The sequence below is a fragment of the Sphingomonas naasensis genome, from assembly GCF_004792695.1.
In the GTDB taxonomy this organism is placed as follows: Bacteria; Pseudomonadota; Alphaproteobacteria; order Sphingomonadales; family Sphingomonadaceae; genus Sphingomonas; species Sphingomonas naasensis.
Window position 1 is genome coordinate 49,036 of record NZ_SRXU01000001.1, and the last position, 13,669, is coordinate 62,704.

A 13,669-nucleotide genomic window follows, 5' to 3' on the forward strand; every position below is an offset into this window, starting at 1 on the left:
GCCCGGGATTGCGAGCGGCGTCCCTTGCGACTCCTGGGCTCCTGCTTTCGCAGGAGCACGGTAGCGCTCAGTCATTGTGCGTCGCGGTCCAGTCGGCGCGCGCGCTCCACGTCTCTGCCGGACCTAACACGGTGCAGCCGCGCGAGCCTTCGACGACTTCACCGATGCGGAACACGGTCTCGCCGGCCTCGGTCAGCTCGGCCGCGACCGCATCCGCATCTTCCGCAGCAACCGCGGCAACCATGCCGATGCCGCAATTGAAGGTACGCGCCATCTCCTTGGGCTCGATATTGCCCTGCGCCTGGAGGAACGCCATCAGCCGCGGCAGCGGCCAGGCGCTCGCATCGATGCGGGCGTGGCAGTTCTCGGGCAGCACGCGCGGGACATTTTCGAGCAGCCCGCCGCCGGTGATGTGGGCGAGGCCGTGGATCGTGCCCTTGCGTAGCTGGGGCAGCAGGCTCTTCACATAGATGCGCGTCGGCGCCATCAGTGCGTCGATCATCAGGACGTCCTGGTCGAACACCGCGGGGCGATCGAGCTTCCAGCCCTTGTCGGCGGCGAGTCGACGGACCAGTGAGAAGCCGTTCGAGTGGACGCCCGTGGAGGCGAGGCCGAGCAGCACGTCGCTCGGGCGGATCGCGCTGCCGTCGAGCAACTGGTCACGCTCGACTGCGCCGACGCAGAAGCCGGCAAGGTCGTAATCGCCCTCGGCATACATGCCGGGCATTTCGGCGGTCTCGCCGCCGATCAGCGCGCAGCCGGCCTGGCGGCAGCCCTCGGCGATCGAGGCGATGACGCGCTCGGCGGTCTCGGGGACCAGCTTTCCGCTGGCATAGTAATCGAGGAAGAAGAGCGGCTCGGCGCCCTGGACGATCAGATCGTTGGCGCACATCGCGACGAGATCGACCCCGACCCCGTCATGCGCATTGTGATCGATCGCGAGCTTGAGCTTGGTCCCGACGCCGTCGTTCGCCGCGACGAGCAGCGGATCGCTGAACCCCGCCGCCTTGAGATCGAACACGCCGCCGAACCCGCCCAATGCGGCGTCGGCGCCCGGGCGCCGGGTGGATTTGGCCAGCGGGCCGATCGCGCGCACCAGCGCGTTTCCGGCCGCGATCGAGACGCCCGCCTGGGCGTAGGTATAGGCTTCGGGGTCGCTCATGCGGAGCCGCTTAGCGCCGACTTTCCCTTTCGTCACCGCATGAAAGTATCCGGCGGGTGTACTTCCGCTTGGATTTCCGCGCCCGCTTCGCCAAAAGGGCCCCCGCATGCAGCTGTCCCGCATTTCGCTCACCATCGGTCTGGTCGGCGCGCTCGCCCTTGCGGGGGCAGGCGCGAGCGTGGTGGTGGCGCAGGGCGAGGCCGGCGGCGCGAGGGCGGTGCCGGTCGACGCCTCGGGCAGCTTCGAGGTCGCGGGGGTGCAGGTCGACGTCAAGGCCAAGGACGCCGACGCCGCGCGCCAGGGCGGCTGGCGGCTCGCCCAGCGCAGGGGCTGGGAAATGCTCTCGGAACGGCTGACCGGCAAGAAATCTACGCTCGGCGATTCGGCGCTCGACGCGCTGGTCACCGGCATCGTCGTCGAGCGCGAGCAGATCGGGCCGACGCGCTACATCGCGCGGCTCGGCGTGCTGTTCGATCGCGGCCGGGCGGGCGCCATACTCGGCGTATCGACCGCGGTGAGCCGCTCGCAGCCGATGCTGCTGGTGCCGCTCGAATATTCGGGCGGGGTCGGCCGCGTGTTCGAGCGCGAGACCGCATGGTCGCGCGCATGGACGCGCTTCCGCGCCGGCGGCAGCACGATCGACTATGTCCGGCTGCGCGGCACCGGGCCGGACGCGATGCTGATCAATGCCGGCCAGACGCTCCGTCGCGGACGCAACTGGTGGCGCACGATCCTCGAGCAATATGGCGCGGCCGATGTGATCGTCGCCGAGGTCCAGCTGCGCCGCGAATATCCGGGCGGGCCGGTGATCGGGGTGTTCGCCGCGAATCACGGGCCCGATCGACGCCCGATCACCAGCTTCGCGCTGCGCGTCGACAATGGCGATTCGATCGACGCGCTGCTCGATGCCGGTATCCAGCGGCTCGACCAGGCCTGTCAGAAAGCGCTCGCCTCGGGGCTGCTGCGCACCGACGCGCTGCTCGCGACGCGGCCGCCGCGGGTCAAAACCGCCGAGGAGCTCGCCGCCGAAGCCGCCGCGCTCGCCGCCGCGACCCCGACGCCGACTCCCGATGCGACCAGCGCCGCGACGACCCTGCTCACCGTGCAGGTCGACACGCCCAATGCGGGCTCGGTCACCGCTTCCGAAGCGGCGCTGCGCGGCGTGCCGGGGGTGCGCTCGGCGGCGACCACCAGCCTCGCGCTCGGCGGCATTTCGGTGATGCGAGTCGCCTATGACGGGCCGCAGGGAAGCCTGCGCGCCGCGCTCGAGGGGCGCGGCTGGCAAGTGCAGGAAGGCCCGGGCGTGCTGCTCATCCGCCGCGGCGGAGGTGGCGGAGCGAAGCCGCCCGCGGCCACGCCGACGCCTCAGGCGACGAGCACTCCGGCGGCCAAATGAGCCAGCTGCGCCTGCCGCTCGGCCTGCCCGAGGCGCGCGAGACGGAGTTCCTTGTCGGCGAATCCAATGCGCGCGCGGTCCATCAGCTCGAGCATTGGGCGACATGGCCGGTGATGTCGGCGCTGCTCGTCGGTCCGCGCAAATCGGGGCGCAGCCTGCTCGCGCGCATCTTCGCGGCGAAGAGCGGCGGACGGATCCTCGACGATGCCGATCGGGCGAAGGAGACCGACATTTTCCACGCCTGGAACCGCGCGCAGCAGGAGCGCCGGCCGCTGCTGATCGTCGCCGAGGCCGCGCCGCCTGTGTGGGACGTGAAGTTGCCCGATCTGCGCTCGCGCCTCGCCGCCTCGCCGCTGCTCGAGATCGGCGCGCCCGACGATCAATTGATGCCGCAGCTGATCGAGCATGCGTTCGAGAAGCATCTGCTCCACGCGCGGCCCGAGGTGATCGCATGGCTGGCGAAGCGGATCGAGCGCAGCCATGTCGCTATCCTGCGCGTTGCCGATGTGCTGGAGATGGAGGCAGCGGACACGCGGCTGTCGATCCCGGGCATGCGCGCGGTGCTCGCGGCCAATGGTCTCATAACCGAAACGGACGAACCCTAGGGCGATGACCAAGGCAGCAAGAAAGCGGGCCGCAGAGGGCGTTTCGATGACCGATCAACCGGCTGGACCGGACAAGCGTTACTTCAATCGCGAGCTGAGCTGGCTCGCCTTCAATCGTCGCGTGATGGAGGAGGCGTGCAACCCCGCGCATCCCTTGCTCGAGCGGCTGCGCTTCCTGTCGATCTCGGGATCGAATTTCGACGAGTTCTTCATGGTCCGCGTCGCCGGGCTGATGGGGCAGCAGCTCCAGCGCGTCGAGGCGCGCTCGGCCGACGGGCGCACGCCGGGGCAGCAGCTCGCGGCGATCTCGGCCGAGGCGGAGATCCTTGCCGACAGCCAGCAGAGCGTGTGGCACGACATCCGCACCCAGCTCGCCGAAGTCGGCATCCATGTTCTCGAACCCGGCGAGATCGAGGACGAGACCGAGCAATGGCTGGAGAATCATTTCCGCGAGCAGATCTTCCCGATCCTGACGCCGCAGGCGCTCGATCCCGCGCATCCTTTCCCGTTCATCCCCAATCAGGGCTCGAGCGTGATCTTCGACCTCGTCCGGCGATCGGACAGCGAGCCGATCCGCGAGCTGGTGCTGCTGCCGACGACGATGCCGCGCTTCGTGCGGCTGCCCGGCGAGCCGGCGCGCTATGTCGCGGTCGAGGTGCTGCTCAAGCGCTTCTCGCATCTGCTCTTCGCCGGCTACGATGTGCTCGGATCGGCGGCGTTCCGGGTGCTGCGCGACAGCGACATCGAGATCGAGGAAGAGGCCGAAGATCTCGTGATGACCTTCCGCTCGGCGATCAAGCGGCGCCGACGCGGCCGCGTGATCCGTCTCGAAATGGAAGAAGGCATCGCCTCTGATCTCGAAGCGGTACTCAAGGAGGAACTGGGCGGCTCCGAGGCGCTGCTCACCGAGACCGGCGGCTTCATCGGCATCGGCGACCTGTCGATGCTGGTCGACGAGGACCGGCCCGACCTCAAATTCACGCCCTATTCGCCGCGCTTCCCCGAGCGTATCCGCGAATATGGCGGCGATTGCTTCGCGGCGATCCGCGCCAAGGACATCGTCGTCCATCACCCGTACGAGACGTTCGACGTCGTGCTCTCCTTCCTCGGTCAGGCGGCGAGCGATCCCGACGTCGTCGCGATCAAGCAGACGCTCTACCGCGCCGGCAAGCAGCCCCAGGTGATCAACGCGCTGATCGCTGCCGCCGAAGCGGGCAAATCGGTCACCGCGGTGGTCGAGCTGAAGGCGCGGTTCGACGAGGAGCAGAACCTGTATTGGGCGACTGCGCTCGAGCGCGCCGGCGTGCAGGTGGTCTATGGCTTCATCGACTGGAAGACCCATGCCAAGGTCTCGATGGTCGTGCGGCGCGAGGGCAACGCCTATCGCACCTATTGCCACTTCGGCACGGGCAACTACCACCCGATCACCGCGCGCATCTACACCGATCTGAGCTTCTTCACTGCCGATCCGCGGGTGGGGCGCGATGCCGCGCAGATCTTCAACTACGTCACCGGCTATGTCGAACCCCAGTCGCTCGAGGTGCTCAGCATCAGCCCGCGCAACCTGCGCAACCAGCTGGTCGGGCTGATCGACGCCGAGATCGACCATGCCCGCGCCGGTAGGCCCGGCGCGATCTGGGCCAAGATGAACTCGGTGGTCGATCCCGCGGTGATCGAGAAGCTCTACGAAGCGAGCAATGCCGGGGTCGAGATCGATCTGATCATCCGGGGCATCTGCTGCCTGCGGCCGGGCGTGCCGGGCATGTCGGAGAATATCCGGGTCAAGTCGATCGTCGGGCGCTTCCTCGAGCACAGCCGGATCTGGGCGTTCGGCAACGGCAAGGGCCTACCCGGCGACGGCGCGAAGCTGTTCATCTCGTCGGCGGACTGGATGCCGCGCAACTTCGACCGCCGCGTCGAGTTCATGCTACCGATCCTCAACAAGACGGTGCACGACCAGGTGCTCGATCAGGTCATGGTGGCGAACCTGCTCGACAACGAGCAGAGCTGGCAGCTCCAGCCCGACGGACGCTATGTCCGCACGGGCGCCGAGGCCGAGACCTTCAACCTGCACCGCTATTTCATGACCAATCCGTCGCTGTCGGGGCGCGGCGCGGCGCTCGAGAAGCGCAAGCCGGTCCCCAAATTGTCGCTCAAGCGGCGGCGCGCGCCGAAAAAGGAAAGCTGACGGCATGGCCACGCTCCTCCGCAAGCCGGAGCACGGGACGACGCCGGCCAAGGCGCGGACCGCGATCATCGACATCGGCTCGAATTCGGTGCGCCTCGTCGTCTACGAAGGCGCGGCGCGGCTCCCCGCGGTGCTGTTCAACGAGAAGGTAATGGCCGGGCTCGGCCGCTCGCTGAGCGAGACCGGCGCGATCGACAAGGCCGGGCTCAGCCGCGCGCGCGGGGCGCTGGCGCGTTTCGCCGCGCTGGCGCGCGAGATGCAGGTGCGCGAACTGCGCACCGTGGCGACCGCGGCGGTGCGCGACGCGTCGAACGGCGGCGAGCTGATCCGCGCCGCCGAGGCGCTCGGGCTCGAAGTCGAATTGCTCTCAGGCGTCGAGGAGGCGACCGCATCGGGCATGGGGGTGCTCTCGGGCGTCCCCGATGCCGATGGCGTGGTCGGCGATCTCGGCGGCGGCAGCCTCGAGCTGGTCCGCGTCGTCGCCGGGACGGTGACCGACCGCGTGTCGTTCCCGCTCGGCGTGCTGCGGCTCGGCGTGATCCGCGCCGAAGGCAAGGGGGCGCTCGACCGGCGCGTCGCCAAGCTGCTCACCGAAGCGGGTTGGGCAGGGCGCGGCAAGGGACTGCCCTTCTATCTGGTGGGAGGGTCGTGGCGCGCGCTGGCGCGGCTCGACATGCACCAGACCGGCTATCCGCTGCCCGTGGTCCATCAATATCCGATCGGGCTGACCCGCGTCGGCGAGCTGCAGCGCGTGCTCGCCGAGATCCCGAGGAACGAGCTCAAGGCGATCCCCGACATTTCGAGCGCGCGCATTCCGACACTGCCCGACGCGACCGCGTTGCTGCTCAGTGTGCTCAGGCATCTCGGCAGCAGCGGCAGCCTGGTCTCGGCCTATGGGCTGCGCGAGGGGCTGCTCTATCAGCGGCTCACCCCGGCCCAGCGGCGCGAGGATCCGCTGATCGCCGCCGCGCGCGACGAAGGCGAGCGCTCGGGGCGCTTCCCCGAGCATGGCGACGTCATCGACGCGTGGATCGCGCCGCTGTTCGACGACGGGCCGGAGATCGCGCGGTTGCGCCACGCGGCGTGCCTGCTCGCCGATGTCGGCTGGCGCGCCAATCCCGAATTCCGCGCCGAGCGCGGGATGGAGATCGCGCTGCACGGCAATTGGGTGGCGATCGATTCGGCGGGGCGCGCGGTGCTGGCGCAGGCGCTCTACACTGCGCTGGGCGGCGGGCTGGGCTGCCCCGATCCGCTCGCACGGCTCGCCGATCCGGCGGCGCTCGAACAGGCGCGGCGCTGGGGGCTGGCGATCCGGCTCGGCCAGCGGCTCAGCGGCGGCGTCGCGGCACCGTTGCGGCGCTCTCATGTCGCGCTCGAGGACGGCACGCTGGCGCTGTCGCTCGAAGCGCGGGACGAGGCGCTCTACGGCGAGGCAGTCGAGAAGCGCCACAAGGCGCTCGCCGCCGCATTCGGCCGGGAGCCGGTGCTCGAGGTTTAAGCCGCGGTCCGCGGCGTGACCCCCCTCCCCGCAAGCGAGGGGAGGGTCAGCTCACCCGCAAAAGGCGCGAACGATCTTGCCCTGCGCGTCGAGCTCGAAGTTCAGACGGTCCTCGCGGAAATCCATCGTCACCGCCATGCCCGGCGAAATCCAGCGCGCCGAGGTCGAACCCGACAGGCGCAGCGCCTCCTTCTCGAGCGCGTCGCTGCGGGTCTTGCCGGTGAAGCCGCCGAGCCCATCGGCGACGCACTTGCCCGGCGGGGGCGGCGTCGGCTCGGGCGCGGGATTCTGTTGGCACGCGCCGGTGGCGAGCAGGGCAAGCGGCAAAACGAGGCGGATCATGACGACGGCTCCTCGGTACGGGTCATCTTGAGCTTACCATTGCGCACGGTGAATCCCAACTGACCCTCGACCAGCTCGAGCGCGTCGCGGCCGAATTGCTCGAATCGCCAGCCCTCGAGGATCGGCAGATCCTTGCGCACGCCGGCGGCGAGCGCCTCGAGATCGTCCGAGCGCGCGAGCAGCCGCGCGGCGACGTTGATCTCCTTGGCGCGGATCTTGAGCAGCAGCTTGAGCAGATCGGCGACGAGCGCGCCGTCCTTGCCGAGCGCGGGCTTGCGATCGTCGCGCGGCGGCAGCTCGGCCGACGACATCGCCGTCGCGCCGTCGAGCGCAGCCATCAGCCGCCCGCCGATATCGTTGCCGCCCCAGGCGGGGGAGAGGCCGCGGACCTTGGCGAGATCGCCCTGCTTGCGCGGCGGATTGCCGGCGAGATCGGCGAGCGTCTCGTCCTTGATGATGCGGCCGCGCGGCAGGTCCTTGCCCTGCGCCTCGAGCTCGCGCCAGCGGGCCAGCGCCTTGAGGCGGCCGAGCACCTCGGGCTTGCGGCTGGAGACGCGGACGCGCTGCCACGCCTGATCGGGGTCGTTGCGGTAGTTCTCGGGATCGGCGAGCCGCTCCATCTCCTGATCCAGCCACGCGCCGCGGCCGGTCTTGCGCAGCTTCTCGAGCATCCGCGGGAAGATCTCGGAGAGATAGGTGACGTCGCAGATCGCATAGTCGATCTGGCGCTTGTCGAGCGGCCGGCGGCTCCAGTCGGTGAAGCGCGCGCCCTTGTCGACGGTGATGCCGAGATAGGTGTCGACGAGGTTCGAATAGCCGATCTGCTCGCCCTGGCCGAGCGCCATCGCCGCGACCTGGGTGTCGAACAGCGGGTGCGGGGTCTTGCCGGTGAGGTTGTAGACGATCTCGATATCCTGCCCGCCGGCGTGGAAGACCTTCAGGACGTCCTCGTTGGCGACGAGCAGATCGAGCAGCGGCTGCATGTCGATTCCGCCCATCGGATCGATCGCCGCCGCCTCCTCGTCATCGGCGATCTGGATGAGGCAGAGCTCGGGCCAATAGCTGTTTTCCCGCATGAACTCGGTGTCCACGCAGATATAGGGTTTGTTGGCGAACCGGGCGCAGAGATTGGCGAGGGCGGCGCTGTCTTCGATCAGACCATGGATATGCATCGGGGGCCCATATACTGGTCTTCGGGTTGACAAAAGAGTGTGTGGGGGGAAAGCGCACGCCCACATATCACCGTCATCCCGGCGAAAGCGGGGATCTCGCGCGGCAAGCGGCGAACTCCCTCGACGGAGATCCCGGCTTTCGCCGGGATGACGACCTAGAGAAGAGAACCATGCACGCCTATCGCACGCACAACTGCGCCCAGCTCCGCGCCGCCGATGTCGGCCAGGAAGTCCGCCTCTCGGGCTGGGTGCACCGCAAGCGCGACCATGGCGACCTCGTCTTCATCGACCTGCGCGACCATTATGGCATCACCCAGATCGTCACCGAGGTCGACGGCCCGGCCTTTCAGGTGATCGAGTCGCTGCGCAGCGAATCGGTCGTGACGATGACCGGCAAGGTCGTCGCCCGTGCGCCCGAGGCGGTGAACCCGAACCTGCCGACCGGCGAGGTCGAGCTGCGCGTGGCCAGCGCGACGATCCAGAGCCAGGCGCAGGAGCTGCCGCTGCCGGTGTTCGGCGACCAAGAATATCCCGAGGATATCCGCCTGCGCTATCGCTTCCTCGATCTGCGCCGCGAGCGGCTGCACAAGAACATCCTGCTGCGCAGCCATGTCATCGCGTCGCTGCGCCGCCGGATGATCGATCAGGGCTTCACCGAGTTCCAGACCCCGATCCTCACTGCGTCGAGCCCCGAGGGCGCGCGCGACTATCTGGTGCCCAGCCGCGTCCATCCCGGCAAGTTCTATGCGCTTCCGCAGGCGCCGCAGATGTTCAAGCAGCTGCTGATGGTCGCGGGCTTCGATCGTTATTTCCAGATCGCGCCGTGTTTCCGCGACGAGGATGCTCGCGCCGATCGCTCGCCCGGCGAGTTCTACCAGCTCGATTTCGAGATGAGCTACGTCACCCAGGACGATGTCTTCGCCGCGATCGAGCCGGTGCTGCACGGGGTGTTCGAAGAATTCGCCGATTGGGAGGGCAAGGGCCGCAGCGTCTCGTCGCTGCCGTTCCAGCGCATCCCGTACCGCGAATCGATGCTGAAATACGGCAACGACAAGCCCGATCTGCGCAACCCGCTGCTGATCACCGACGTCTCGGACTTCTTCAAGGGCTCGGGCTTCGGCCGCTTCGCCTCGATCGTCGAGGGCGGCGATGTCGTCCGCGCGATCCCGGCACCGGGCACGCACGAGAAGAGCCGCAAGTTCTTCGACGACATGAACAGCTGGGCCCAGTCCGAAGGCTTCCCCGGCCTCGGTTATGCCACGCAGAAGGACGGCGTGTTCGGCGGCCCGATCGCCAACAACCACGGCCAGGAAGGCATGAAGGCGATCGCCGAGGCGATGGGCCTCGGCCCGAACGACGGCATCTTCTTCGCCGCCGGCAAGGAAGCCCAGGCCGCCAAGCTCGCAGGGCTCGCGCGGACGCGCGCCGCTGAGCAGCTCGACCTGATCGACAAGAAGCGCTTCGAATTCTGCTGGATCGTCGACTTCCCGATGTTCGAGGCCGACGAGGACACCGGCAAGATCGACTTCAGCCACAATCCCTTCTCGATGCCGCAGGGTGAGCTCGAGGCGCTGGAGACCAGGGACCCGCTCGATATCCTCGCCTATCAGTACGACATCGTCTGCAACGGTGTGGAGCTGAGCTCGGGCGCGATCCGGAACCACCGCCCGGAGATCATGTACAAGGCGTTCGAGATCGCCGGCTACACGCAGGACGACGTCGACACCAACTTCGCGGGCATGATCAACGCCTTCAAGTTCGGCGCGCCGCCGCACGGCGGCTCGGCCCCGGGCGTCGACCGCATCGTGATGCTGCTCGCCGACGAGCCCAACATCCGCGAGGTGATCGTCTTCCCGATGACGCAGAAGGCCGAGGATCTGATGATGCAGGCGCCGTCGTTCGTCAGCGAGAAGCAGCTCAAGGAGCTCAACATCCGCATCGCCCCGCAAGTCGTCGCCGATCTCAAGGCGAAGAGCGTCGACGGCGTGGTCGATCCCGCCGCGGGCTGATCGAAGCGCCCGCCCTGCGATGGCGGGGCGGGGGAACTCCCTATGGCGTTCGCGGGCGAAGGCGCTAGCCTTGGCGCTCGTCGAGCGGCGGGAGTGGTCCGATGCGCGTCGCGGTGTTCAACACCAAGGGCTATGACCGGCGCTTCCTGGAGGCGGCGAACCGGGGCTTCGCGCATGATCTGCGTTTCCTCGAGCCCCGGCTCGAACCCGCCACCGTGCCGCTCGCGGCGGGGCATCAGGCGGTGTGCGTCTTCGTCAACGACGTGCTCGACCGCGAAGTGCTCGAAGCGCTCGCGCGCGGCGGGACGCGGCTGGTCGCGCTGCGCTGCGCGGGGTTCAACAATGTCGATCTCGACGCCGCCGCGCGGCTCGGCATCGATGTGGTGCGGGTGCCGGCCTATTCGCCGCACGCCGTCGCCGAGTTCACCATCGCGTTGATGCTCGCGGTCGATCGCAAGATCCCCAAGGCGTGGGCGCGGGTGCGCGAGAATAATTTCGCGCTCGACGGGCTGATCGGGCGCAACCTCCATGGCCGCACCGTCGGCGTGGTCGGCACCGGCAAGATCGGCGCGCTCGTCGCGCGCAGCCTCAGGCTGGGCTTCGACTGCACGGTGCTGGCGAGCGATCTCGCCGCCGATCCCGCGCTGGAGGCGATCGGCGTGCGCTATGTCGACCGCGCGGCGCTGCTGCGCGACGCGGATATCGTCACGCTGCATTGCCCGCTCACCCCCGAGACGCACCATCTGATCGATGCCCGCGCGATCGGCGCGGCACGCGACGGGCTGATGATCGTCAACACCAGCCGCGGCGCGCTGATCGACACCGGCGCGCTGATCGGCGGGCTCAAATGCCGCAAGATCGGCGCAGTCGCGCTCGACGTCTATGAGCAGGAAGCCGATCTGTTCTTTGAGGATCTGTCGAACGAGATCATCTCCGACGACCTGTTCCAGCGGCTGCTGACCTTTCCCAATGTGCTGATCACCGGACACCAGGCCTTCCTCACCGAGGAAGCGCTCGCGGCGATCGCCGAGACGACGCTGCAGAGCGTCGCCGATGCCGAGGCGGGGCGCCCGCTCGTCAATCGCGTCGATACCGGGCGGATCGCGTCTCCGTCGTGAGAAGGGCGGCTTTCGTCGCATAGCGTTGCTGCGCCGCCAGGCGCCCGCCTAGCCGCACCGCCGGCGCGCCTGCTTACATTCGGGAGGGATTCATGCGCGTGATACTCGTGGCGGCGCTCGCTCTGGCTGCCGCCGCACCGGCGCGCGCCGACGCGATCGACGACTATGTCCGGCACCAGATGGCGGTGAGCCATATTCCGGGCGTGGCGATCGCGGTCGTGCGCCGGGGCAGGATCGAGACGGTGCGCGGCTACGGCCTCGCCAATCTCGAATGGAACGCGCCGGTCGGCCCCGACACGCGCTTCCAGACCGCGTCGGCGACCAAGATCTTCACCGGGCTCGCGCTGATGCGGCTGGTCGAGGCGGCCAAGCTCCGCCTCGATGCGACGCTCGATCAGTTCTTCCCCGACGCACCGCCATCATGGCGCGAGATCACTGTGCTCCAGCTCGCCAGCCACAGCTCGGGGCTGTCGGACCAGCTGGGTGAGCATGACGACAACGTCGCGGCGACGGTCGTCGCAGCGATGAAGGCGCCGCTCGCCTATCCGCCGGGAACCGAGACGCGCTACGGCTTCACCGACTTCGTCGTGCTGCGCGCGGTGATGGAGAAGGTGACCGGCAAGGACATCGCGGCGATCTTCCGCGACGAGATTTGCGCGCCGCTCGGCCTCAGGGACACCGGCTTCGCCTTCGAGCGCCAATATGGCCCGTTCCGCTCGGCGCTGCCGCTGGCCAACCGCGCGAGCATCCATGCGTGGAAGGATGGCGAGCAGCGCGTCAGCAGCTTCCTCTATGGCGAGACGGGCTATTCGGCGGGCGGGCTCTATTCCTCGGCGCGCGACTTTGCCGCGCTGTTCGCGGCGCTCGATCGCGGCGAGCTGCTCGAGCCCGGGAGCCTCAGGCTGCTCCAGACTCCGCCGCTGCTCAAGAGCGGCAAGCCCGCCGGGTTCGCCGTCGGGTGGTCGGCGGGCAGCTATCATGGCGTCAAGACGGTCGGGCACAGCGGCGGGCCGGCGCTGGCCGACATCCTTCACGCGGACAGCGAGGGGCTGACAGTGATCGCGCTGACCAACCAGCAGCGTTTCTATCCGTTGCTCGCGCAGGGCGTGGCCGATTTCTATCTGCCGCCGGCACCCGCGCCAAAGGCGATGGCCGATCGCATGCCCGCGCTCACCGGGCAGATGCGTTCCGCGCTCGCCGAGGCGGCGGCGGGCAAGCTCGATCGCACACGCTATGCCGCCGCGGCGATGGATGGTCTGGTGCCGTTCCTCGAGGATTTCGGTCAGGCGCTGCTCGTCGCCGTCGGGCCGGTGCAGCGCGTGGCGCTGATCGAGGATCGCGCCGACAAGGGCGGGCGGGCGCGGCGCTATGCCATCGATTTCGAGCGCAAGCGCATGTTCTGGCTCTTCGCCACCGATGCCGCGGGCAAGATCGCCGACCTGCATCCGGTGGGTGAGGACTAGCGCCAATTTCGCAAGGCGCGACATGGCTTTTCGAAGGTCGCGGCCAGAAGCTCGGAGGGTCCTTATCCGGAGTCTCCCATGTTGCGATCGTCGGTCCGGGCGGTGGTTGCCGCAGCCTTCGTGAGTTCTGCCGCCGCCGCGATGGCCACGCAGAGCGCGCCACCGGCCGTGCCGGCCGAGCCCGGCGCCACGCCGGCGCCCCTCGAAAGCGCGGCGCCCGGGCCGGTCGCGGCCGAGCCCGTTTCGCGATGCGCGCAGCTTCAGGCGGAGCTCGACACGCTCCAGCGCCAGATGATCGAGGCGAGCAACGAGACCAGCCGCCTCGCGCTCGCCATGCAGAAGAACATGCGACGCCAGGCCAAGCGCGCGCGGGCCGCCGGGATGGTCTCGCGTTTCGCCGGGTTGATCCCGGGTGCGGGCGCGTTCGCCGGAATGGGCTCGTCGTTGCTGGGCGGCGGGCTCGCGTCGCCAAGGCTCGATCCGGGGATGGACAAGCGTATCGACGAGCAGGTCGCGATCAGCGAGCAGATGCTCCAGCTGTCGAACGGGCTGATCGCCCATCGCTGCCCCGCGACCGCGACGCCCTATGGCGCGATGGCAATGCCCGACGATCCGGGCGCGGCGGCCCGCGCGGTCGATTCGGGCCGGCCGGCGCCCCGCGGGGGAGACTAGCCGGGCCCGATCCGTTATCGCTCGTCCATCGGACGAGGGACAAT

11 protein-coding genes are annotated in these 13,669 nt (G+C 68.7%); 8 read left to right on the forward strand and 3 right to left on the reverse strand.

What is annotated here, in order from left to right; genetic code table 11:
* Positions 1 to 67 precede the first annotated feature (67 nt).
* Positions 68 to 1,162, reverse strand: a complete 1,095-nt coding sequence (gene purM / locus E5A74_RS00285; protein ID WP_135981678.1) for a phosphoribosylformylglycinamidine cyclo-ligase — start codon at positions 1,160 to 1,162, stop codon at positions 68 to 70.
* A gap of 106 nt (positions 1,163 to 1,268) precedes the next feature.
* Between purM and E5A74_RS00290 the strand changes: the two genes are divergently transcribed.
* Genes E5A74_RS00290 through E5A74_RS00305 form a run of 4 tightly spaced genes read left to right on the forward strand, consistent with a single transcriptional unit; the run spans position 1,269 to position 6,849 of the window.
* A complete protein-coding gene (locus E5A74_RS00290) occupies positions 1,269 to 2,558 on the forward strand; it encodes a heavy-metal-associated domain-containing protein (protein WP_135981680.1) in 1,290 nt (429 codons plus the stop codon).
* Positions 2,555 to 3,163, forward strand: coding sequence for a P-loop NTPase family protein (locus tag E5A74_RS00295; protein WP_135981682.1), 609 nt, complete (start codon positions 2,555 to 2,557; stop codon positions 3,161 to 3,163). Before E5A74_RS00290 ends, E5A74_RS00295 begins: the two co-directional genes overlap by 4 nt.
* A gap of 46 nt (positions 3,164 to 3,209) precedes the next feature.
* The gene (locus tag E5A74_RS00300; RefSeq protein WP_240699581.1) at positions 3,210 to 5,351 is read left to right on the forward strand and encodes an RNA degradosome polyphosphate kinase; all 2,142 of its coding nucleotides are present in this window, start codon (positions 3,210 to 3,212) and stop codon (positions 5,349 to 5,351) included.
* 4 nt (positions 5,352 to 5,355) lie between these two features.
* Positions 5,356 to 6,849 (forward strand): Ppx/GppA phosphatase family protein, encoded by a 1,494-nt coding sequence (locus E5A74_RS00305; protein WP_135981686.1) that lies wholly within the window; start codon positions 5,356 to 5,358, stop codon positions 6,847 to 6,849.
* Between the two features lie 51 nt (positions 6,850 to 6,900).
* Here the strand turns inward: E5A74_RS00305 and E5A74_RS00310 are convergent, their stop codons facing one another.
* Positions 6,901 to 7,191, reverse strand: a complete 291-nt coding sequence (locus E5A74_RS00310; RefSeq protein ID WP_135981688.1) for an I78 family peptidase inhibitor — start codon at positions 7,189 to 7,191, stop codon at positions 6,901 to 6,903.
* Positions 7,188 to 8,363, reverse strand: coding sequence for a ribonuclease D (gene rnd / locus E5A74_RS00315; protein WP_135981690.1), 1,176 nt, complete (start codon positions 8,361 to 8,363; stop codon positions 7,188 to 7,190). Before rnd ends, E5A74_RS00310 begins: the two co-directional genes overlap by 4 nt.
* A gap of 170 nt (positions 8,364 to 8,533) precedes the next feature.
* Between rnd and aspS the strand changes: the two genes are divergently transcribed.
* The 4 genes from aspS (at position 8,534) to E5A74_RS00335 (ending at position 13,625) form a co-directional block, all read left to right on the forward strand.
* Positions 8,534 to 10,372 carry an aspartate--tRNA ligase gene (aspS, locus tag E5A74_RS00320; RefSeq protein ID WP_135981692.1) on the forward strand — a complete coding sequence of 613 codons (1,839 nt, stop codon included), beginning with the start codon at positions 8,534 to 8,536 and terminating at the stop codon, positions 10,370 to 10,372.
* A 101-nt stretch (positions 10,373 to 10,473) separates the two neighbouring features.
* Positions 10,474 to 11,490 carry a 2-hydroxyacid dehydrogenase gene (locus E5A74_RS00325; RefSeq protein ID WP_135981694.1) on the forward strand — a complete coding sequence of 339 codons (1,017 nt, stop codon included), beginning with the start codon at positions 10,474 to 10,476 and terminating at the stop codon, positions 11,488 to 11,490.
* A gap of 92 nt (positions 11,491 to 11,582) precedes the next feature.
* A complete protein-coding gene (locus E5A74_RS00330; protein ID WP_135981696.1) occupies positions 11,583 to 12,953 on the forward strand; it encodes a serine hydrolase domain-containing protein in 1,371 nt (456 codons plus the stop codon).
* Between the two features lie 78 nt (positions 12,954 to 13,031).
* Positions 13,032 to 13,625 (forward strand): hypothetical protein, encoded by a 594-nt coding sequence (locus tag E5A74_RS00335; RefSeq protein ID WP_135981699.1) that lies wholly within the window; start codon positions 13,032 to 13,034, stop codon positions 13,623 to 13,625.
* The last annotated feature ends 44 nt before the right edge of the window (positions 13,626 to 13,669 follow it).

What these genes read in the sequence shown, in the direction of transcription:
- E5A74_RS00295 (WP_135981682.1), top strand. Translation starts at nt 2,555, where the DNA reads ATGAGCCAGCTGCGCCTGCCGCTCGGCCTGCCCGAGGCGCGCGAGACG.
- E5A74_RS00330 (WP_135981696.1), top strand. Translation starts at nt 11,583, where the DNA reads ATGCGCGTGATACTCGTGGCGGCGCTCGCTCTGGCTGCCGCCGCACCG.
- E5A74_RS00310 (WP_135981688.1), bottom strand. Translation starts at nt 7,191, where the DNA reads ATGATCCGCCTCGTTTTGCCGCTTGCCCTGCTCGCCACCGGCGCGTGC.
- E5A74_RS00300 (WP_240699581.1), top strand. Translation starts at nt 3,210, where the DNA reads ATGACCGATCAACCGGCTGGACCGGACAAGCGTTACTTCAATCGCGAG.
- E5A74_RS00290 (WP_135981680.1), top strand. Translation starts at nt 1,269, where the DNA reads ATGCAGCTGTCCCGCATTTCGCTCACCATCGGTCTGGTCGGCGCGCTC.
- E5A74_RS00325 (WP_135981694.1), top strand. Translation starts at nt 10,474, where the DNA reads ATGCGCGTCGCGGTGTTCAACACCAAGGGCTATGACCGGCGCTTCCTG.
- E5A74_RS00335 (WP_135981699.1), top strand. Translation starts at nt 13,032, where the DNA reads ATGTTGCGATCGTCGGTCCGGGCGGTGGTTGCCGCAGCCTTCGTGAGT.
- aspS (WP_135981692.1), top strand. Translation starts at nt 8,534, where the DNA reads ATGCACGCCTATCGCACGCACAACTGCGCCCAGCTCCGCGCCGCCGAT.
- E5A74_RS00305 (WP_135981686.1), top strand. Translation starts at nt 5,356, where the DNA reads ATGGCCACGCTCCTCCGCAAGCCGGAGCACGGGACGACGCCGGCCAAG.
- purM (WP_135981678.1), bottom strand. Translation starts at nt 1,162, where the DNA reads ATGAGCGACCCCGAAGCCTATACCTACGCCCAGGCGGGCGTCTCGATC.
- rnd (WP_135981690.1), bottom strand. Translation starts at nt 8,363, where the DNA reads ATGCATATCCATGGTCTGATCGAAGACAGCGCCGCCCTCGCCAATCTC.